This window comes from Zeaxanthinibacter enoshimensis (genome assembly GCF_004362865.1).
Taxonomy (GTDB): domain Bacteria; phylum Bacteroidota; class Bacteroidia; order Flavobacteriales; family Flavobacteriaceae; genus Zeaxanthinibacter; species Zeaxanthinibacter enoshimensis.
Genome location: NZ_SNYI01000002.1, coordinates 643,692 through 665,798 on the forward strand (window position 1 = coordinate 643,692; position 22,107 = coordinate 665,798).

Annotated in this window: 17 protein-coding genes; 12 read left to right on the forward strand and 5 right to left on the reverse strand. The window is 44.3% G+C overall.

The window, feature by feature from the left end; translation table 11 throughout:
* The first annotated feature begins 11 nt into the window (after positions 1-11).
* A complete protein-coding gene (gene gap, locus CLV82_RS09045; RefSeq protein ID WP_133643984.1) occupies positions 12-1,013 on the forward strand; it encodes a type I glyceraldehyde-3-phosphate dehydrogenase in 1,002 nt (333 codons plus the stop codon).
* An 85-nt stretch (positions 1,014-1,098) separates the two neighbouring features.
* On the forward strand, positions 1,099-1,950 hold the full coding sequence (locus tag CLV82_RS09050; protein ID WP_133643985.1) for an N-acetylglucosamine kinase: 852 nt from the start codon (positions 1,099-1,101) through the stop codon (positions 1,948-1,950).
* Here the strand turns inward: CLV82_RS09050 and CLV82_RS09055 are convergent.
* Both CLV82_RS09055 and CLV82_RS09060 read right to left on the reverse strand, forming a co-directional pair.
* Positions 1,943-2,326, reverse strand: a complete 384-nt coding sequence (locus CLV82_RS09055; RefSeq protein WP_133643986.1) for a RidA family protein — start codon at positions 2,324-2,326, stop codon at positions 1,943-1,945. The genes CLV82_RS09050 and CLV82_RS09055 overlap by 8 nt on opposite strands.
* An 801-nt stretch (positions 2,327-3,127) precedes the next feature.
* Positions 3,128-5,827, reverse strand: coding sequence for a putative LPS assembly protein LptD (locus tag CLV82_RS09060; RefSeq protein ID WP_133643987.1), 2,700 nt, complete (start codon positions 5,825-5,827; stop codon positions 3,128-3,130).
* A gap of 131 nt (positions 5,828-5,958) precedes the next feature.
* Between CLV82_RS09060 and CLV82_RS09065 the strand changes: the two genes are divergently transcribed.
* From CLV82_RS09065 to CLV82_RS09100, 8 genes are all read left to right on the forward strand, one after another.
* Complete coding sequence (locus tag CLV82_RS09065; protein ID WP_133643988.1) at positions 5,959-7,239, forward strand: N-acetylmuramoyl-L-alanine amidase family protein; 1,281 nt, start codon at positions 5,959-5,961, stop codon at positions 7,237-7,239.
* Positions 7,240-7,295: 56 nt separating this feature from the next.
* Positions 7,296-8,273 (forward strand): MlaD family protein, encoded by a 978-nt coding sequence (locus CLV82_RS09070; RefSeq protein WP_133643989.1) that lies wholly within the window; start codon positions 7,296-7,298, stop codon positions 8,271-8,273.
* A 10-nt stretch (positions 8,274-8,283) separates the two neighbouring features.
* On the forward strand, positions 8,284-9,612 hold the full coding sequence (locus CLV82_RS09075; RefSeq protein WP_133643990.1) for a (Fe-S)-binding protein: 1,329 nt from the start codon (positions 8,284-8,286) through the stop codon (positions 9,610-9,612).
* A 13-nt stretch (positions 9,613-9,625) separates the two neighbouring features.
* Positions 9,626-10,417 carry a (Fe-S)-binding protein gene (locus CLV82_RS09080; protein WP_133643991.1) on the forward strand — a complete coding sequence of 264 codons (792 nt, stop codon included), beginning with the start codon at positions 9,626-9,628 and terminating at the stop codon, positions 10,415-10,417.
* Positions 10,418-10,497: 80 nt separating this feature from the next.
* A complete protein-coding gene (locus CLV82_RS09085) occupies positions 10,498-10,983 on the forward strand; it encodes an ABC transporter ATPase (protein ID WP_133643992.1) in 486 nt (161 codons plus the stop codon).
* 98 nt (positions 10,984-11,081) lie between these two features.
* Positions 11,082-13,994 carry a glycoside hydrolase family 3 N-terminal domain-containing protein gene (locus tag CLV82_RS09090; protein WP_133643993.1) on the forward strand — a complete coding sequence of 971 codons (2,913 nt, stop codon included), beginning with the start codon at positions 11,082-11,084 and terminating at the stop codon, positions 13,992-13,994.
* 67 nt (positions 13,995-14,061) lie between these two features.
* The gene (gene bshA, locus CLV82_RS09095; protein ID WP_133643994.1) at positions 14,062-15,204 is read left to right on the forward strand and encodes an N-acetyl-alpha-D-glucosaminyl L-malate synthase BshA; all 1,143 of its coding nucleotides are present in this window, start codon (positions 14,062-14,064) and stop codon (positions 15,202-15,204) included.
* A 1-nt stretch (position 15,205) separates the two neighbouring features.
* Positions 15,206-15,661, forward strand: a complete 456-nt coding sequence (locus tag CLV82_RS09100; RefSeq protein WP_133643995.1) for a hypothetical protein — start codon at positions 15,206-15,208, stop codon at positions 15,659-15,661.
* 41 nt (positions 15,662-15,702) lie between these two features.
* On the opposite strand, the gene cysN is transcribed toward CLV82_RS09100, so the two are convergent.
* The 3 genes from cysN to cysQ form a co-directional block, all read right to left on the reverse strand.
* On the reverse strand, positions 15,703-16,959 hold the full coding sequence (cysN, locus tag CLV82_RS09105; RefSeq protein ID WP_133643996.1) for a sulfate adenylyltransferase subunit CysN: 1,257 nt from the start codon (positions 16,957-16,959) through the stop codon (positions 15,703-15,705).
* A gap of 20 nt (positions 16,960-16,979) precedes the next feature.
* Positions 16,980-17,885 (reverse strand): sulfate adenylyltransferase subunit CysD, encoded by a 906-nt coding sequence (gene cysD / locus CLV82_RS09110; RefSeq protein ID WP_133643997.1) that lies wholly within the window; start codon positions 17,883-17,885, stop codon positions 16,980-16,982.
* A 213-nt stretch (positions 17,886-18,098) separates the two neighbouring features.
* Entirely contained in the window at positions 18,099-18,905 is an 807-nt protein-coding gene (gene cysQ / locus CLV82_RS09115) for a 3'(2'),5'-bisphosphate nucleotidase CysQ (RefSeq protein WP_133643998.1), read from the reverse strand.
* 182 nt (positions 18,906-19,087) lie between these two features.
* Between cysQ and CLV82_RS09120 the strand changes: the two genes are divergently transcribed.
* Entirely contained in the window at positions 19,088-20,251 is a 1,164-nt protein-coding gene (locus CLV82_RS09120; RefSeq protein WP_133643999.1) for an OmpA family protein, read from the forward strand.
* An 89-nt stretch (positions 20,252-20,340) separates the two neighbouring features.
* Positions 20,341-22,098: a carbamoyltransferase family protein gene (locus tag CLV82_RS09125; RefSeq protein WP_133644000.1), complete on the forward strand. Its 1,758-nt coding sequence runs from the start codon at positions 20,341-20,343 to the stop codon at positions 22,096-22,098.
* Positions 22,099-22,107: the final 9 nt, after the last annotated feature.

Below are 22,107 nucleotides of genomic sequence, written 5' to 3' on the forward strand. Positions count from 1 at the left end.
ATAAAACAATAATGGCAACAGTAAAAATAGGAATAAACGGATTTGGAAGAATTGGTAGACTGGTATTCAGGGCTACAGTAGAAAGAGACGATGTAGAAGTCGTTGCCATCAATGACTTATTGGATGTTGAGCATTTGGCATATTTACTGGAGTACGATTCTGTACACGGTAAATTTAACGGAACAGTAGAGGTAAAAGATGGTCACCTGGTAGTTAATGGGAAGACCATCCGGATCACTGCGGAAAAAGACCCAAAACAACTTAAGTGGGACGAAGTAGGCGCAGAGATCGTTGCTGAGTGTACCGGTATTTTCACAACGCTTGATATGGCCCAGTCACATATTGACGGCGGGGCTAAGAAAGTTGTTATTTCTGCACCATCTAAGGATGCTCCGATGTTTGTGATGGGAGTAAATCACAAAGATGCAAAAGCTTCCGACAAGATCGTATCAAATGCATCTTGTACCACAAACTGCCTTGCTCCGTTAGCCAAAGTACTGCACGACAACTACGGTATAGAAGAAGCACTGATGACCACAGTACACGCAACTACAGCCACCCAGTTAACCGTAGACGGACCGTCAAGGAAGGACTACAGGGGAGGACGTAGTGCTTTGTTGAATATTATTCCAGCTTCTACGGGTGCCGCTAAAGCTGTTACCAAGGTAATACCGGCCCTGGAAGGGAAACTTACAGGGATGGCATTCCGGGTTCCTACTGCAGATGTTTCCGTGGTAGACCTTACCGTAAAATTACAGAAAGAGACTTCTTACGAAGATATCAAGAAGAAGTTCAAAGCTGCTTCTGAAGGGGAGATGAAAGGAATTCTGGGTTATACAGAAGATGATGTGGTTTCCCAGGATTTTATCGGGGACAAACATGTCAGTACCTTTGATGCCGGAGCCGGAATTGAGCTTAATTCCACCTTCTTTAAAGTGGTGTCATGGTATGACAACGAAGCCGGATACTCTAACAAACTGGTAGACCTAGCTGTTCACGTAGCAGGATTGTAATATTAAATGAACAGATGAAAAATATCCTTAAAATGGGCATTTGATCGCTTGTTTTAAGGATATTTTAGTTTAAAACTATTCCGATATGATTGTAATCGTAGATAGCGGTGCAACCAAGGCTGATTGGATTGCACTTGATGATAAAGGAGAGCAGGTTTTCATGACCCAGACCCTTGGACTTAGTCCTGAAGTTCTTACTCCTGAAGTAATTGTAGAACGCCTGGCCAATAATTTTGAGCTATCTAAAAATAGCAGGAAGGTTCGTCGTTTACATTTTTATGGTGCCGGTTGCGGGACATTACGTATGCGTAAATTTCTTAAGAAGATCTTTAAGGAGTTTTTCCCCAATGCACAGGTTGAGGTTAAGGAAGATACCTATGCCGCAATATATTCAACTACAAAGGTAGGACACCAGGGAATTGTCTGTATCCTGGGAACCGGTTCAAATTGTAGTTATTACGACGGGCACCAACTCTTCCAGAAGGTGACCTCACTGGGCTACATCCCTATGGACGATGGAAGTGGAAACTTCTTTGGGCGAAAACTTATCCGCGATTATTACTTCCACAAAATGCCCCAGGACCTGGCTCTAAAATTCTCAAAGGAATACAACCTCGAGGCCGATGTAATTAAGGAGAATCTATATAAGAAACCGAATCCGAATACATACCTGGCCACTTTTGCGAGGTTCCTGGTAGAGAATAAGGATCACGCCTATAGTAAAGGTGTGATAGATAAAGGTTTGCAGCAATTCGTTAACAATTACATCATGCAGTTTGAACTGGCGACTAAAGTGCCAATCCACTTTGTGGGTAGTATTGCCTGGTTCCTTCGGGATGAACTGAAAACGGTGATCGAAAGAAATGACCTCGTATTGGGAGTGATCCGTCAAAGACCGATTGAGGGTCTAATGGAATTTCACAAACAGACTATTTAACCGCGATCACGGAAATTTCCACGTTTACAAATTTAGGAAGCCTGGATACTTCTACGGTTTCTCTGGCCGGTGCTAATGCCGGGGTAAAGTATGCTCCGTAAGCGGCGTTGATCTCTGCGAACTGGTGCATATCCTTAATAAAAATCGTGCTTTTAACCACATTTTCAAAAGTCATCCCGGCCTCGGTCAGGATGGCTTTTAAATTTTCCATCACTTGTGTGGTTTCCTGTTGTATACTTCCCTGTACCAGGTTCATGTTTGCGGGATCCAGGGCAATCTGTCCTGAAACATACAGGGTGTCCTTGATCAATATTGCCTGATTGTATGGACCGATAGGAGCCGGTGCGTTTTTAGTGTGAATGATCTTCTTTTCCATTTCTAAAAGGTTAGGTGATAAATGTAGTGACATCGGTGAAAAGACACAAGGTGGGTAAGATCATTTGTAGTTACACAGGTACAAAGTGGTGATACGGCCCGCCCGACTGAACGTCGTTCGGGGGGGTGATGCAGTGATGCAGTGATGCAGTGATGCGGTGATGCGGTGATGCGGCCTGCCCGACTGAACGTCGTTCGGGCGGGTGATGCGGTGGAAAAATACATTCCATGTAAACTACAAACTTCAAACTTCGAAATGTTACAGAGGTACACAGGGACATAGTGACAAAGTGGTGACAATGGTGACAGGGAGACAAGGGGATGGGAAGCTTTACTTTAATGATAAATCTCGAAATTGGCTAAAGATCTCCAATTGATAACTGCGAACTGCAAACAGCGAACTGCGAACAACAAACTTCGCACTCGAACCTCGAATTTACCTACCCGCCCGTTCCGGTCGGACGGGCCGTAGGTAGGCCTCAAACTTCGAACCGTTACAGAGGTACACAGGGACATAGTGACAAAGTGGTGACAAAGGTGACATGAGGGACAAGGGAGACAGGAAGCTTTACCTTGATGATTAATCTCGAAACTAGTTAAGCGTGCCCAACCGCAAACTGCGAACAGCGATCTTCGCACTCGAACCTCAAATTTACCTGCCGTAGGCAGGCCTCAAACCTCGAATTTACCTACCCGCCCGTTCCGGTCGGACGGGCCGTAGGTAGGCCTCAAACCTCGAATTTACCTCCCGTAGGTAGGCCTCAAACTTCGAACCTCGAACCTCAAACCTCGAACCTCAATATTACCTCCTCGGTTGACTCCGGTTCTCCCATTTAAGGTCGCTAAGGAGAGAACTCTTGATCCCGATAAAGAAATACCAGCGCTCGTACTGGCCGAAAGGCGTCCAGTCAAAATTCAGGCGGAAACTTTTAAGATCCCTTTCAAAACGGAACTGGGTTACCGAGAATCCTTTTCTTTTGATGTCATATCCCGAAGAAACTCCTACAGACCATCTCGGGGCGGGAGTAATGTTGCCCGAGAACATCAGGGTGTGATTGGTAAATTCGTTCTGACGGTTGCTGTTACTGTAGGTAACGGCGTATTGTAGCCTCAGGTCCCAGGGAATTTTGGTGCCGTATACAGGGTTTTCTATATCGTCTTCATCCCTGTTCTTAAAAGCACTTTGGTCAAAGTCGTTGGCCTTACCAAAAAGATCATCTGTTCGCCCACCACTCGCCGCAACATAATTCTGACCATCATAAGGGTCTTCCGTGACCGGCTCATCGTCCCGTTTAAAATCTGCACTGCTGATCGAATATCCAATATTGGCACGTGCCGAAGTTAGCCGGAACAAACCACCCCCGTTATTTACATTGAATGTATTGATCCGGGTTCCATTGTTATCAATGGCATAAGGATCGAGGTTGGCGCCGAAGTTGACATTCATTTTATTCTTGAACAGCGTGGTCCCCCCGGTCAGGCTGATCGGACTTAATTTAAGGGAGTCTGCTTCCAGGTTATAACTCGTGGAGAGGTTAAAACTGTTCAGTAACATCACTTTTTTTGGCTCGGTTATGGTACTGTCCTTATCTCTGACCTTGGCTTCAAGAGTGTTAGCCAGTGAAAAGCTCAGCGAATTTGATTTTCCCAGTCTGGGTGCACCGTAGAGGGTATTTTGAAACCTGCTGTATTGCACGGGTAACCCCGTCACTTCGTTTATGTATTCATCGTAAAACTGGTCAAAAGAGGGGGCAAATCCATAACTCACACTTGGTCTTACCACGTGCCTTATAGCCTGTATCTTCTTATCTTCTCCAAAGTTAAAGGTCCCGTAAAGGGTTGTTCCCATGCTGGCGCTAAGGTTGTATTGATTGTAACGGTCAAATCCGTTGATGGTATCCGTGACCACCGTGCCTGTCTCTGTATTAAAAGATTGTTCAAAAGTCTGTAAGGTCCATATATCCTCATAAGACCCCCCTAATGTCACACTGAGGTGCTTGGCTACTTTAAAATTGGTCGCGATCGGGATGCGGTGCCTTGCGCCAATCTTAGCATTGTCAAACATCCTTGCACTCAGGAAATCCTCATCGGTCGTACGAATACTGTTCCGTGCATTCAGATCATACTGAAAGTTTATATTCTGAATAGCCCCTTTTTTAATGCTACCTCTCTTGGCAAGCGGGAATATCCTTTCCATACTCGCCTGTAAGGTCGGTAATGTGAGATCTACCACGTTAGTATTGGTATTCTGGTTATGAGTCGCTGTGAGACTCATATTAACCGAAGGATATTCCGGAAATGTCTTGGAATAGGAGATCGATGAAGACAAGTTATTTACCTGGGTATTGGGTAAATTCTGTTGCAGGAGCGAATTACGGTAATACTGGCTGCTCCCAAGGTTTACCGAAGCAGATAACCTGGAATTCGGACTCGCTTTCGGATCCTGTGAATGCGATATCTGGATATTGTAAATAGTTCCACGGCTGTAATCATCAAAACCTCTTTGGCTTGTCACCTGGTTCTCATACCGGAAATTAATATTCCCCCTGTAAGCATAGCGTTTCGCATAGACGGATTGCCCTCTTAAACCATAGCTTCCATTGGTATAGAGGTCTCCCGTAAGAGTCAGGTCTACATAATCGTTAATTGGAAGGTAATATCCCCCGTTCTGGAGAAAGTATCCCCTGTCGGGGTCGTTACCAAAGGTAGGCATCATCACCCCCGCCGTTCTTCCCACGGTCAAGGGGAAATAGGCAAATGGTAATGCGATAGGAGTGGGAACGTCTACGATATACAGGTTGCTGAACCCTGCGATCACTTTCTTCTTGGGGACAAATTTTGCCTTTCTTACCCTGATATAATAGTCGGGATCTATAGTATCCTTGGAAGTGGTCAGCTTTCCTTCGCTAAGAAAATAAACTGAATCATTTTCTTTTTTGGTGATCTGGGCATATACCTTCATGGCATCGCTTCCTAAAGCGCCTAACCCTGCCTGTTGTTCAGAGCGGGAATTAAATATCAGGGCTTTCTCGGTATCAAAGTTAAACCGGATAGAATCTGGAATTACTACATTTTCTCCCTGTTTAAAATAAGGTAATTGGGTGTAATTCCCCAGGGAATCCTTGATGCGACCGGCATAAACCTCGTTTTTGGAGTAATCCATAACAATGATGCCGGCTTTTAATTCGGTGTCCTGGTAGTAGATCTCGGCTTCGTTATACAGGTAGATCTTCTGCTCTTTCTGACTCAGCTTTACATAATCTTTGGCCTTATATTTGATCTTACCCAACAAGGCGCCGGAATCCGCTGGTACCGTATCGGTTGCCACGCTATCTATGGGAATACTGTCGTTTACAATGGTTGAAGGCAATTTCGGGGCTGTGATCGAATCCTGTTCTGCCTTGATTGGGAGAGCCTTGATTTTGTCTTCCTGCGCATACAGGGAAGAACAGCTAATTAAAATCAGCCATAGGAACAGTAGAAAATGTTTATTTGATTGCAATGCTTTAAATCCTATTTTTGTACTGATTCGGCTTGATTCTCGGGGCTCAAACTTACATATATTTTTTATTCCGCCGGGCTGGGACAACATAAATTTAACCCGGGATAAAGGCCAGAAATACCCAAATTATTATGCAAATTAAACGGTTTTTTTTCATACCATTTCTTCTCATCACCCTTATGCTGGTATCGTTTGACCGCACCCCTGGACCTATTGGGAATGATGATCCTTTTATAGTAGTCCTGGACGCCGGCCATGGCGGACACGACCCTGGAAACCTTGGAAATGGCTACATGGAAAAGAATATTGCATTGAGCATAGCTTTAAAAGCGGGTGATTATTTGTCAAAACAATCCGGGGTCAAGGTCATTTATACCAGGGATGACGATACCTTCGTAGATCTCTATAAAAGAGGTGAGATTGCAAACAAGGCAAAAGCGGATCTGTTTGTGTCCATACACTGTGATTCCCATTCCTCTGATGCCCATGGTGCCGGTACCTTTGTGTTAGGATTACACGCCAACGAACAAAATTTTGAGATTGCGAAAAAAGAGAACTCCGTTATTTATCTCGAAGACAATTACGAAGCCAGGTACTCGGAATATGATATCAATTCTCCTGAGTCTATAATAGGCCTGACCATTATGCAGGAAGAATTTCTGGATCAGAGTATCATGCTTGCGAAAATGATGCAGGAGAATTTCTCGAAAGACCTTAAACGAAATGATCGAAAAGTAAAGCAAGCCGGGTTTATCGTACTTCACCAGACTTTTATGCCCAGCGTGTTGGTAGAAACAGGGTTTCTGACGAATAAGTCAGAAGGAAGTTATCTCAATTCCAACAGGGGTCAATCAGAGATGGGCCGGGCTATCGCCGATGCGATCCTTGAATATAAAAGTAATGTACGTGCCTTCCCGGAGGATGCCCCGGTAATAACCTCTACCCCCGAACCAGAAGCTGAGAAGCCAGTGGCGCAAAAACAGGAAACTGTGGCGGAGGAGAAAAAGCAGCCGGAGAATGTCAAGCCGCAGGAAACCTCCGGAGCAGTTGCAGTAACACCTGTAGACAAGAAAAAATCAACGCCTGCTCAATCTAAATCCAACGGGCAGGGCAAAGAAGTCAGTACAGGGAAGAAAAAAGCTAGGCAAAACGTTCAGTTTAAAGTGCAATTGCTGGCCAGCAGCAAAAACATACCCTTAGAACCTGCCCAGTTTAATGGGTTAGGAAATTTATCAAAAGAGCCAGTTAAGGGTCTTTTCAGGTACCTGTACGGTAATGCATCTTCCTATGAGGACGCTAAATTGCTCAAAGCCAACGCTGACCAGAAAGGGTATACTTCATCTTTTATCGTGGCCTACCGGGATGGAAAACGCATTTCAGTGGCCAAAGCCCTTGAATACCTCTCTGATTAATAGGAGGTCTTCTAAAAATTATTTCTAATTTTGTTAGGAACCCAAAAAAAAAGCGCTTGAAATTATCCAGGGAAATTAAGACAGGTATTATCGTTATCGGCGGAATCCTGTTGTTCATGTTAGGTTTCAGCTATCTTAAGTCAAGCCCTCTATTTGATAATAGCAAAACATTTTACGCAGTCTACAAGAATGTCGGTGGATTGCAACCTGGAACACAGGTCAGTATTAATGGTTTAACGGTCGGGACTGTCAACGGTATAAAATTTAAGGATGCCACTGGTAACCTGGTTGTAACATTTTCCGTGGACAATAAATTTGAATTTTCACAGAACAGTACAGCAGAACTTTACGATACCGGGATCATCGGCGGTAAAGGAATTCAGATCCACCCCGTTTTTGATGGAGCTCCTCCTGCAAAATCAGGAGATACGCTGCCCTCCAATATAAGACCGGGACTTACAGACCTGGTGCAGCAAAAACTTTCTCCCCTGCAGATGAAAGTGGAGGGAGCTGTTACTAATGCCGATTCTCTTCTGGCCAATGTGAACGAAGTACTGGATGCAGACACCAAGAAAAACCTTAGAGAAACTATACGGGGACTTAATGCTGTTGTAGGCAGCTTTCAGCAAAGCGCGAATACGCTGAATAATATCCTGGAGGAGAATAAGTCCGGCTTAGACAGCTCTATTACCAATTTTAATACCATGACCACGAATTTGGCAGAGGTTTCCGGTACCCTGGCAGAAGCAGACCTTGCAGCGACCATTGCGAAACTGGAAACTACAGTGGCAAATCTTGATAAGGTGTTGGCAAAAATAGAACAGGGAGACGGTTCCCTTGGGAAACTGGTAAATGATAAAGTGCTTTACAACAACCTGACCAATGCGTCCCAGGAATTGGAATTATTGCTGCAAGACTTTCGCCTGAATCCGAAAAGATATGTGAACGTCTCTGTTTTTGGAAAGAAACAAAAAGAATATACACTTCCTGAAAACGATCCTGCGGAACAATTGAAGGACTCTCAGAACAACTAGATACCAAATAATGCAATACTTACCCAATATTATATTTTTACTGGCCCTTTTGGTCGGGATCGGTTTTTTTGCCCGCAATATCAATAAGCTGAGAAGGAATATTAAAATGGGTCGACCGGCAGATTTGGTTCATGCTCCTGCTGAACGTCTTCAGAATATGCTGAAGATTGCCTTTGGCCAGTCTAAGATGGTAGTAAGACCTGTTGCAGGAATCATGCACCTGATTGTTTATATCGGGTTTATCATCATTAACATCGAGGTGCTGGAGATCATCATTGATGGTCTGTTTGGAACACACAGGATCTTTGCCCCGATGGGAGCTTTCTACGATGTATTGATTGCCTCCTTCGAGATACTGGCTTTACTGGTTATTGTGGCGGTAGTTGTTTTCTGGCTCAGACGTAATGTTATTAAACTTTCCCGTTTTAAAAAGCCTGAAATGGAAGGATGGCCCTCGAAAGACGGAAACCTCATTCTTTATATAGAACTAGTCCTGATGATTCTTTTCCTTACGATGAACGCAGCGGATTACCAGCTGCAACAAATGGGAGCAGAACATTACACCCAGGCTGGGACATTTCCTGTAAGCCAATTCCTTAGTTCCATAATGAGTGGTATGTCTGAGTCTACCCTGATTCTTATAGAACGCAGCGCCTGGTGGTTACATATCCTTGGAATACTGGCATTTCTGAACTATCTCTACTATTCTAAACACCTGCATATCCTGCTGGCTTTTCCCAATACCTATTATGGCAGGGTAACTCCACAGGGACAATTTCCTAACCTGGATGCGGTCACCAAAGAAGTAAAACTAATGATGGATCCCTCAGCAGATCCATTTGCTGCACCGGCCGAGGATGCAGAGCCACCGGCTAAGTTTGGCGCATCCGATGTGATGGACCTTAACCGGGTACAATTACTAAATGCCTACACTTGTACGGAATGCGGGCGTTGTACTAATGAATGTCCTGCTAACCAGACCGGAAAGAAACTTTCTCCCAGGAAGATCATGATGGATACCAGGGACAGGATGGAAGAAGTTGGTAAGATCCTGGATACCAATAACGGTACATTTGTGGATGATGGGAAACAATTGTTAAATGATTATATAACGGCTGAAGAATTATGGGCGTGTACCTCCTGTAATGCGTGTGTACAAGCCTGTCCTGTAAGTATAGACCCGTTATCTATTATCATGGACCTCAGACAATATCTTGTCATGGAAAAATCAGCTGCTCCATCAGAACTCAACAATATGATGGGGAATATAGAGAATAACGGCGCCCCATGGCCCTTCAACCAGATGGACCGATTAAACTGGGCCAAAGAATCAAAATAAATATCAGCAATAGATGAGTAAAGAATTAAGGGTACCAACAATGGCAGAGGCGGTAGCAGCCGGGAAGAAACCAGAGGTTCTTTTCTGGGTGGGATGCGCTGGGAGTTTCGATGACAGGGCCAAGAAGATAACCAAGGCATTTGTGCAGATCCTTAACCAGGCAGAGATCGATTTTGCTGTTCTGGGTACTGAAGAGAGTTGTACCGGGGATCCTGCGAAACGAGCTGGGAACGAATTCCTTTTCCAGATGCAGGCGGTAACCAATATCGAAGTGCTTAATGGATACGGGGTTAAAAAGATTGTTACTGCATGTCCTCATTGTTTTAATACGCTGAAAAATGAATACCCGGGTTTGGGGGGAGATTACGAAGTGGTTCACCATACCCAATTTCTCAATGACCTTCTGAAAGAAGGTCGGATCGCACTGCAAGGGGGTAAATTCAAAGGAAAACGTATTACTTACCACGACCCATGCTACCTGGGAAGAGCAAACCAGGTTTACGAGGCTCCAAGGGAACTCATAGAGAAACTGGATATTGCCTTGGTAGAAATGAAAAACTGCAAACAGCGCGGGATGTGTTGCGGTGCCGGCGGAGGACAGATGTTTAAAGAACCGGAAAAAGGCAACAAGGATGTGAATATAGAAAGAACGGAACAAGCCCTGGAAACCCGTCCGGATATTATTGCAGCTGCCTGTCCCTTTTGTAATACCATGATGACAGACGGAGTAAAGAACAAGGAAAAAGAAGGTGATGTAGCGGTTCTTGATGTTGCGGAACTAATTGCCCAGGCCGCGGATCTGTAATCTTCTCTTAACTGCATTGGCAGTATTAGATTAAATTTTATCGTATAGCTTGCTTTCAGCAAGCATTAAATCAGAATGTTATGCTAGTTTCATTTGAAGAGCTACCCGACACCTCACGGATATGGATTTACCAGGCTAACAGGCCGTTTACCGAGGAAGAATTAGAAGAGATTAAGCCAAAAGTGGATGCCTTCCTGAAGGAATGGACCGCTCATGGCAGCCAGCTGCAGGCGGGCTACGAGATCAAGTACCGTCGATTCTTGGTCATTGCCCTGGATCAGTCTGTTGCTTCTGCATCCGGCTGTTCAATTGATGCTTCCGTAAGATTTATTCAGCAATTGGAACAGGAGTACGATGTGGAACTCCTGGACAAGATGAACGTGACCTTTAAACAAGGACCACATGTTGCCTATAAACCCTTAAAAGATTTTAAGAAAATGGCTTCCCAAAGATCAATATCCGGGAATACCATAGTTTTTAATAACCTGGTTACGAATAAACATGAATACCTGAATCATTGGGAAGTGCCGGCAGAGGAAAGCTGGCATGCCAGGTTTATAAAATGATCTTTTAGAAACGCCCGCTCAGAGCAATGTAGCTGGTGGATATCCGATAAAATGCAATATTCCTTGCGCTTTTAAGTTAGTATCATAGAAACTTATTTATGCCTAGATACCTCGTTTTCTTTTTTTTCTTTTTGTTAATCCAAATCCTTCCTGCACAGGTCCATCCTTTAATTACCAAGGATACGCTGGAACAGTCGGTATGGGTTAATACTAAGTACGAGTCGATGACCCCCGAGGAAAGGATAGGGCAATTACTCATGGTCATGGCACCTCCTGCAACAGACCTGGAAGGGGTAAAAAAAACAGAGGCATTGATCCGGGATCACCATATAGGAGGAATTATTTTTTCCAAAGGCGGACCGGTATCCCAGGCTAAGCAGACCAATCACTACCAGGCCCTGGCTAAGACCCCTTTGATGATAGGGTTAGACGCGGAATGGGGACTGGCTATGCGGCTGGACTCCACCTATGCTTTTCCCTGGAATATGACCCTTGGTGCTATTGAGGATACCACGCTGGTTGCACAAGTAGGTCACCAGATCGGGTGCCAGGCCAAGAGGCTGGGAGTGCATATCAATTTTGCACCCGATGTTGATATCAATACCAATCCGAGGAACCCTATTATCGGGAACCGTTCCTTCGGGGAGGACAGGGAAAACGTGAGTGAAAAAGGACTGGCTTTTACCAGGGGAATGCAAAGAGCGGGAGTGCTGGCTTCGGCTAAGCATTTTCCAGGCCATGGTGATACCTCAGTAGATTCACATAAAGCGCTACCGCTTATCGAGCATAACAGGGCCCGGCTTGATAGTATCGAACTCCAGCCATATAAAAAACTCGTAGAAGAAGGTGTCACCAGCATAATGGTTGCCCATCTGCAGATCCCTGAACTTGAGAGAGATAAAGGGAGACCCTCTTCTCTTTCAAAGAAAATTATTACCGATCTCCTGCGTGAAGAAATGGGGTACGAGGGACTGATTTTTACGGATGCCCTTAACATGAATGGGGTTACCAGTTTTGCCCCAGGCGGGGAAACGGCTCTGGAAGCATTCTATGCCGGGAATGATATGCTGCTGATGCCGGAAAATGCGCTACTTGCCAAGGAAGCACTTCTCAAGGCCTATAATAGAGGGAGGATAAAAGAAGAACGATTAGCCGAATCGGTCAAGAGGATCCTGATGGCGAAATACAAGGTTGGGCTTCACAAGTATAGCCCGGTGATCATAGATGAACTATACCAGGATCTGAACAACCAGGGTAACGAGCTGCTTTACGCGGATGCGATGGAGAATGCTATTACTGTTCTGCAGAATAAAGTGGATATATTACCGGTTAAGAGGCTGGAGAATAAAAAGATCGCCTTCGTAAAAATGGGGGATGATGACAGTGATCCTTTCCTGGAAACCATGCAGAAATACACCGAGGTGGTCCAGGTTAATGGAAAGGATATCGCAACCTTAAAAGAAAAACTTAAAGACTATAACCTGGTGATCGTTGGCTTTCACAAGGACAATAGTAGCCCCTGGAAGCCTTATAAATTTTCTGAAAAAGAAAGGTTCTGGCTTCATGAAATAGCCCGGATGCCCGAATCTAATACGGTGCTTGTGTCTTTCGCCAATCCCTATGCCCTGTCAGATATAGCCACTTTCCAGGATATAGACGGGGTGGTGCAGGCCTACCAGAACAGCACCATCAGTCAGCAAAAGACTGCGCAGATCCTATTCGGTGCGCTACCGGCCAAAGGGAAGTTGCCGGTGTCCGCACACAGGGATTTCCCTGTCAATACAGGAATAAAATATGACTCGCTTATGCGTCTGGGGTATGACGTACCTGAGCGTGTAGGGATGAGTAGCCTGGGGCTTTCCCGGATTGATACCCTGGTTCAGAATGGTATCGATTCCATGATGTTCCCGGGAGCACAGGTACTGGTAGCCAGGAAAGGAAAGGTTATTTATAATAAAGCCTTTGGTAAACCTACTTACGATAGCAAAGACTCTATAAGCACTAATAGCATTTACGATCTCGCTTCCCTAACCAAGATCCTGGCCACGCTGCCCCAGTTGATGAAAATGGAAGAGGAAGGTAGCCTGGCGCTGAATAATACTTTCGAAGAATTACTTCCGGAGTTCGAGGACTCAGAGTTAAAGAATGTTACTGTCCTTAAGGCATTATCCCATTATGGCCGATTACCGGCCTGGATTGCCTTTTATGTGGATACATTAAATAAGAACCGTCGGCCCTCTCCGGAATATTACAGGAATCACCCGGCAGACGGCTTTTCCATACGGGTAACAGACCAAATGTATCTCAGTGATGCATACACAGATTCTATTTATAACCGGATTGAGAGGCAGGAATTGAAATCGAATCGCTATCGCTATAGTGACATTTCCTATTACATTCTCAAAAAATATATAGAGCAAGCTAAGGGAACAAGGTTGGATACCCTTACAGACCAGTTCCTCTATAAGCGGCTGGGAGCAAACAGGACAGGCTTTAACCCCCTGGACAGGTATCCCATGAAAGAGATTGTACCCACGGAAGTGGATAACTATTACCGGTACCAGGTGGTACAGGGATTTGTGCACGATATGGGCGCTGCTATGCAGGGTGGTGTAGGCGGCCACGCGGGGTTATTCAGTAATGCCAACGACGTGGCAAAGATCATGCAGATGTACCTGCAGGGTGGATATTATGGTGGGGAGCGCTTCCTTGATGAACGTACAGTTGAAAAGTTTAATAAATGTTATTTCTGTGATAAGAATGTCCGGCGGGGGGTAGGATTTGATAAACCCCAGTTAGATGAAAAGGGCCCCACCTGCGGTTGTGTCTCCCGTAAGAGTTTCGGTCACAGTGGGTTTACAGGAACTTATACCTGGGCGGATCCTGAACAGGACCTGGTATATGTCTTCCTTTCTAACCGGACATATCCCTCCGCAACGAATATGTTGCTGGTAAAATCTGCTTTGCGAACGCGTATACAGCAGGCTATTTATGATTCTCTTATCAATTAGGGAAAAAATTTAACCGTAGTTTTGTTAAAAGGCCTGTTAAATCAGCCTTCTTAATATAGATTCACGGATGAGAATAGCCATAGTTTGTTACCCGACCTTCGGAGGGAGTGGTGTTGTTGCAACAGAACTGGGAATTGCTTTAGCCGGCAGGGGACACGAAGTTCACTTTATAACCTACAAGCAACCCGTTCGGCTCGAATTGCTTAATAGCCGGATCCATTTCCACGAAGTTCACGTACCGGAGTATCCACTTTTCCATTATCAACCGTACGAGCTGGCGCTTTCCAGCAAACTGGTCGATACCATTAAATTGTACGGGATAGAACTTTTACATGTACACTATGCCATACCTCACGCGTACGCGGGATACATGGCTAAAAAGATGCTGGAAGAGGAAGGGATCTACATTCCCATGATAACCACCCTCCATGGAACAGATATCACCCTGGTAGGGAAACATCCATTTTATAAACCCGCAGTTACTTTCAGTATAAATAAATCTGACGTTGTAACTTCTGTCTCCGCGGCCTTAAAGGAAGAAACACTCAAGTTGTTCAATATTGAAAAGGAGATCGAAGTAATACCCAATTTCATTGATATAACTAATTACGATACTGAATTCACAGATTGCCAGCGCTCCTTGATGGCAGAGGATGATGAACGGATCATTACTCATATCAGTAACTTCAGAAAAGTAAAACGTATACCTGATGTAATCCGGATATTCCACGGAATCAGTAAGGAAATTCCAGCCCGACTTATCATGGTGGGAGAGGGCCCTGAAAAGGAGGATGCTGAAATGCTTTGTGATAAGTTAGGAATTAAGAATAAAGTAGTTTTCCTGGGGAACAGTAATGAAATCGATCGGATTCTTTGTTTCTCAGACCTCTTTCTCCTGCCTTCAGAAACGGAGAGTTTTGGATTGGCTGCATTGGAAGCAATGATCAATCGGGTTGCAGTGATCTCCAGTAATACCGGGGGTATCCCCGAGGTAAATAAACACGGGGTTACCGGTTTTATGAGTGATGTAGGGGATATCGGGGATATGGTGAAGAATGCCCTGCATATTTTGAAAGACGATCAGGTGCTCGAGGAATTCAAACAAAATGCTTATAAAGAGGCGTCCAGGTTTGATATTAAACACATACTTCCCCTATACGAGGCGGTATATGAAAAGGCATATAAAGCTAATTATAAGAGTTCTATCTGATATGAAGTACTGCTTATATTCTTTACTGGTGTTTTGTATCAGTTGTAATTGTTACAAAGGTAAATCCCAACAGAAACCTGGCAGTCAGGAACAGGAATTAACCATGATCATGAGCGATACTTATGGAGGAGAAGAAAAGGAGGGAGTCCTGACTATACGGGATAAGAAGGCCTTAAACGCATTCTTTGCCAAGATAAACAGGACCAGGAAACCCGGGCTGGCAGTTCCGCAGATCGATTTTGATAATGATTTAGTGATCGTTTATTTCATGGGAGAGACGAGACAGGAGGAATTACCAGTTTTGTCAGTCCAGGAACTAAGTGAGGAACGGGTTATACTTAGCCCTGCAAATATAACAGCCGGGGATAAAGAAAAGATCAATTCCGCTCTATTAAGACCATTCGGGTTATATATAATGCCCAGGACAGGTAAAGAAGTAGTATTGATTAAGGAATAATTAAAAAGCCCCCGTCAGGAGGCTTTTTTGTTTTCACGACTTTAAACGATCATTCCTGCTGCAACAGTTTCATTCGTGGCGTCGTCAATAAGTATGATGCTGCCGGTCGACCTGTTTCTTTCATAGGGATCAACCATCAAAGGTCTTGTGGTTTTAATCCTGACCCTGCTGATATCATTCATCTGCAGACTGTGGTCATTTTCCTTTTTTTCAAGGTTATTGATATTGATCTTATAAAGTACTTCTTTGATCATAGCCTTCTGGTCATTAGAAGTGTGTTTGATGGTATATTTAGTCCTTGGCTTAGCGGCATCATTATGCAGCCAGCATAACATCACTTCAAAATCCTGTGACGGTTCAGGCGGATTTGCCGTTCTTACGATCATATCACCTCGGCTGATATCGATATCGTCTTTCAGCGTAAGGGCTATAGACATGGGTGCAAAAGCTTCTTCAATTTCACCTCCTGGCCCGGTAATGGACTCGATCGTTGAACTTAGGCCCGAAGGCAGGACGGTGATCAGGTCACCTACGCGTAGTGTACCACTGGCTATCCTTCCTGCATATCCCCTGTAATCAATGAAACCTTCACGTTGTGGTCTGAGTACCGTTTGAACTGGGAAACGTGCCTCTTCCTGCTCATCATCCTTACTTATATCCAGGGTTTCCAGGGTGTGCAGTAATGGTTTGCCGGTATACCAGGGCATATTCTTAGAATCATTCACTACATTATCCCCTAACAATGCACTGATCGGGATAAAATGGAGGTCAGAACTTCCCGTTTGGGTGGAAAAATCTTTGAATTGATCAACGATGTTATTAAAGGTAGTTTTATCATAATCAACCAGGTCCATCTTGTTGACGCAGATGATCAGGTGTGGGATTTTCAGCAAGGAGGCGATATAGGTATGTCTCCTGGTCTGTTCGATAACCCCATGCCTGGCATCGATCAGTATGATAGCGGCATTAGCTGTTGATGCACCAGTGACCATATTCCGGGTATACTGGATGTGCCCGGGAGTATCGGCTATAATGAACTTGCGTTTAGGGGTAGTAAAATAGCGGTAAGCCACATCAATAGTAATCCCTTGTTCCCTTTCATCCCTAAGCCCGTCCGTAAACAAGGCGAGGTCTATCCCGTTATGTCCTTTCTTCTTACTACTGTTCTCAATGGCAGCCATCTGGTCTTCGAAGATAGATTTAGAGTCGTATAACAACCGCCCGATTAGGGTGCTTTTACCATCGTCTACACTCCCCGCCGTCGTAAAGCGAAGTAACTGATTATGATTGATTTGCATGATGCTCTGGTTTCTTAACATTAAAAATATCCCTGTTTCTTGCGATCTTCCATCGCGGTCTCCGACCTTTTGTCATCCGAGCGGTTGCCGCGTTCGGTAAGCCGCATCACGGAAACTTCGGCCACTACTTTTTCCAGGGTATCGGATTCTGATTCGATTCCTCCTGTAATGGTGATATCTCCGAGGGTTCTGAACCGAATTTTTCGTTGTTCTATAATCTCGTTTTCATCGAGTTTCAGGAATTCAGATGCGGGGATCCAGGAGTCATTTCTCCAGACTACTTCCCTTTCATGGGCAAGGTATAATGAGGGAATCTCAATATTTTCTCGCTTAATGTAATTCCAGACATCCATTTCTGTCCAGTTACTGATGGGGAAAACCCTGAAATGTTCCCCTTCAAAATGTTTACCGTTGAAAAGGTTCCATAATTCCGGTCGCTGGTTTTTAGGATCCCATTGACCGAAGTCATCTCTATGGGAAAAGAATCGCTCTTTGGCCCGTGCCTTTTCTTCATCCCGCCGGCCCCCGCCTATAGCACAGTCGATCTTGTTTTCCTCAATAGCGTCTAGGAGGGTTGTGATCTGCAAGGCATTCCTCGTGGCGTGTTTTCCTTTTTCTTCGGCGACCCTTCCCTGGTCAATGGATTCCTGGACCGACCCGACGATCAGTTTGGCATCCAGTTCCGCGATGAGTTTATCCCTGAACTGGATAGTCTCCGGAAAATTATGGCCGGTATCTACGTGCATAAATGCGAAGGGAATTTTACAAGGATAGAATGCTTTCTTTGCCAGGTGTGTAACCAGGATGGAGTCCTTGCCACCGGAGAACAGGATCACCGGATTCTGGAACTGCGCGTGCACTTCTCTGAGCACATATATGGCTTCTGCCTCCAATTCGTCGAGGTAATTAAGGGTATGTCTGCTCATAAATAACAGTTTAAAGGTTGGGGAAAACAATTTGTCTGCCTTCGCCTTGGGGACAAATATATTAATTATCCTATCGGTTATATAGACTAAATAGAATTATTATGAAATTTCTAAAATTTGTATTGATAAATTAGAGGGATTACGGGCTAATCGAACAAACAGTGAGAATGCTGCGGCATAGCCAAGGGCTTTTTTACACTTTTAGACTGCCGATCAGGGGATAGCCTGCCGTTTTACAATAAAACTAGGATTCAAAAGATCTTCTTTGTTGTACTTCAGTTCTTGCTGGGTTTCTGCATTGATAACCTTGAATCCCAAAGCTTTGCAGATAGCATGGCCGGCAGCCGTATCCCATTCCATGGTAGGGGAGAAGCGCGGGTAAAGATCAGCTAACCCTTCCGCTAGCAAGCCGAATTTCAGGGAACTCCCTTTGGTGACCATTTCGGTACGCTCATACCCCTGGCCGGCCAAGTTGATAAATTCAATGGTCCGGGGATTTAAATGTGATCTGCTGCGGGCTACCCGTAGTACATTTCCACTTTCATTAGTGAATTGCAGTTTTTTCACCGGGCCCGGGGTGAGTTCCTTGGACGAGACAGCCTCTTGTAAAGTTGATTTGTAAGCCTCTTTCATTTCGGTATCTCCCCAGTACAATTCTCCGCTGGCAGGAACGTAGATCACTCCCAGTACAGGGTATCCCTGCTCACAGTAGGCGATATTCACGGTGAATTCGCCATTTTGTTTGATGAACTCCTTTGTGCCGTCCAGGGGATCGACTAACCAGCAGCTTTCCCATTTTTTTCGTTCACTGTAAGGTAATTTTGTGCTCTCTTCGCTTATGATAGGAATACCGGTTTTTATGAGGTGTTCCAGGATTATATTTTCGGCCTGCAGGTCGGCCTGGGTCACGGGGGATTGATCCTGCTTCTGCTGTACATCGAAACCATCTTTATAGATTTCCATGATCTTGTGGCCGGCATTCAGAGCAGCGTGAATCGCGAGGGTTAACAGAGGGTTCATTAGCGAGATTTGGTCTAAAATTAAGAGAAGATCGCCATTTGCCCTTAGCTATGAGAATATTTTAGCTGAATTGCCTTAAAACAGTAGCATACCGAATATTTTCCCGTTTTGTCGTGCAATGCTTGGGATCAGAACCTGCTGCCCTTATCTTTGTGGGAAAATTAGTCCCAAATTTGTACGACATGAGAACTTACGGCTGCGCCATGGCGCTTTTCCTCGCATTCACTGCATTTTCGTTTTCGCAGGAAATGCCTGTACTTACAGCAAATGATAGTATTATTAAGAGTTCCTGGATCTTCGGGCTAGGATTCAATGTAGTAGATGATTCTGGTGATGGGATTCGGGATTACACCATAATTAAGGACCAGTGGAATTATGTGCCTTTTCCATCCCGGTTAAGTCTTGGTAAGAACATAGGGAGTGGGTTTGTACTTGAGGGAATTGCCACGTATAATCGTTATAAAGAGGGAAACACTGTTGACGATGTGGTGTTAGCTGAAAGTAAGGATTATTATGCTATAGATACTCGTCTTAGTTATAGTTTGAACAGGCTGGTGGGGCGTTCAGGATGGTTTGATCCTTATATCGGTACCGGTATTGGCTTTACACATGCGAATGAATCTTCTAGGGTGACCTATAATGCTAGTTTAGGATCCAGATTCTGGCTTTCAGAACGTTGGGGAATTGATATTAGTACCTCTGGGAAATGGGCCTTTAAAAGTGGAGAAAGCAATCATTTTCAGCACGGAGCCGGGGTTATCTACCAGTATGGGATTGAAAAAGGACTGTCTAAAAAAGGAGAAGAGAAACTTGCATTAATAAATGCTATAGATCAAGAGCAGCGTCGCAAACAGGATTCTATTGCCGCAGCCAGGCTGGCCGAAGAGGAAGCCAAGGCTCTTGCCGAGCGTCTAGCTCGTGATAAGGAAGAAGCCGCCAGGAGAGCGGCAGAAGAAGCCGAACAAGCCCGGAAAACGCAAATAGAAAACCAGATAAAAGGTTTAGGGAAGATATATTTCGCGTTCGACTCAAGCAGCCTCAACCGGGAATCTAGATTAACATTAGATCAACTGGCTGAACTTTTGAACTTGAACAGCGGAATTAAATTGCAGGTAAATGCCCATACCGATAGTAGGGGACCTGAAACCTATAATCAACGTTTATCCCAGAAACGAGCAGATAATACCGTAAACTATTTGATATCGAAAGGAATATCCGGGGATCGTTTAGAAGCAAATGGATATGGGGAATCTCAGCTGATCAATAAATGTTCCGACGGCGTACAATGTACTGCTGAAGAGCACCGGGCAAACAGGAGGTCAGAATTTTTAGTGCTCGAATTGTAATTTATTGTTAAGTTTTCGAACAAAGACAATACGTTTTTTAATTTCGACGTTTTCAAATAATTGTAAAATATTCTATTCCCTAACTATATATGATTATCCTCGGCCTGAACTATTATTTTCACGATTCTACTGCTTGTATCATAAGAGATGGTAAACTTATTGCGGCTATCGAAGAAGAACGACTTAGCAGGGTGAAGCATACCGGTGCTTTCCCGGAAAAAGCTATAAATAGGTGTCTTGAAATGGCAGGGATCACGTTCCATGACATTGATCACATTGCAGTCTCCATTAAACCAACCACCCATTGGTTTAAGAAATCTATGTATGTTCTGAAAAATCTTCGCAGCTTTATGCCTTTTTTCGGGCATCATGTGGTAAATGCTTATGCAAAGCAGCGCCGGTTTAAAATTTGGTATAACAACAATTTTACTGCGGGTAAAAAACCTGAAGTACACTTCATAGAACACCATCTGACACATGTTGCGGGAACATTTTTCGTTTCTCCATATGAGAAGGCAGCTCTGCTCGGTATCGATGGTTCCGGGGAATGGGCCACGACCTGGCTCGGATATGGAGAAAAAAACAAGGTTGAGAATTATACCCAAAGCTTTTTCCCGAATTCTTTTGGATCCTTTTATGAAACCGTGACCCAGTTTTGTGGGTTTATTCCCAATTATGACGAAGGGAAAACTATGGGTCTGGCTCCAATGGGCGACCCTACTGTATTTGAAGAGGAAGTAAGTAAGATGATATGGGTTGATGGGAACGGACAGGTCAAAGTAGACCTGAGCTATTTCAATTTTCAACACCTGGTTAAAAAGACATATTCAGAAAAATTTATCAAAATTTTCGGTGAGCCCAGGCATCCCAAAGGGGAATTCAAAAAACATCACCTGGATGTGGCAGCTGCTTTTCAGAAGGTATTAGAAGAACGGGTCCTGGAATTATGTCATTTACTTCATAAACGTACCCAGGCAGATTACCTGGTTATTTCCGGGGGGGTATCATTGAACAGCGTTATGAACGGGCGTATTGTTCGTGAAACTCCATTTAAAGATGTATATGTAATGCCGGCGGCAGGGGATAATGGAACTGCATTGGGAGCTGCCTATTATTTATACAATGGCATTTTAAATAATCCACGGAACTTTGTGCATAATAATCCATACATCGGGACCGAATATTCAGACAAAGAAATTGAGAAGGCGATTGGAGGTGCAAAACTGAAGGCGCGAAAAGTGGAAAATATCGCCCGGGAGGCCGCTAAAATGCTGGCAGAAGGGAAGATCATTGGCTGGTTCCAGGGGAGGATGGAAATTGGCCCAAGGGCTCTTGGAAGCAGGAGTATACTTGCAAATCCCGCTTTTCCCCAAATGAAAGACAAGATCAATTCAGAAGTTAAATTCAGGGAAGCATACAGGCCTTTCGCTCCCTCGGCACTCAAAGAGAGTTATAAGGACTATTTTGATCTTGAAGTAGAAGCACCATTTATGTTAAAGGTGTGCCAGGTAAAGGAAGATAAAAAAGAGATTATACCGGCCGTGACACATGTTGATGGGAGTGCAAGATTGCAGACAGTGGATAGGAATATTCATCCCTTATACCATAGCGTAATTAGGGAATTGGGTGAAATTACAGGTGTACCGGTAATATTAAACACCAGCTTTAATATACAGGGTGAACCGGTGGTGGAGTCGCCAAAAGATGCGCTTCGTTGCTTTTATTCCACAGGATTGGATGCTTTGGCTATAGGAAGTTATATTTTAGAGAAGGATATGTCATCTCCTAAAAAAGACCAAACAGATCAAAAATTTCGCAAAGAAGAAACTTCAACCATAGAGCGGTAATTTATCCGG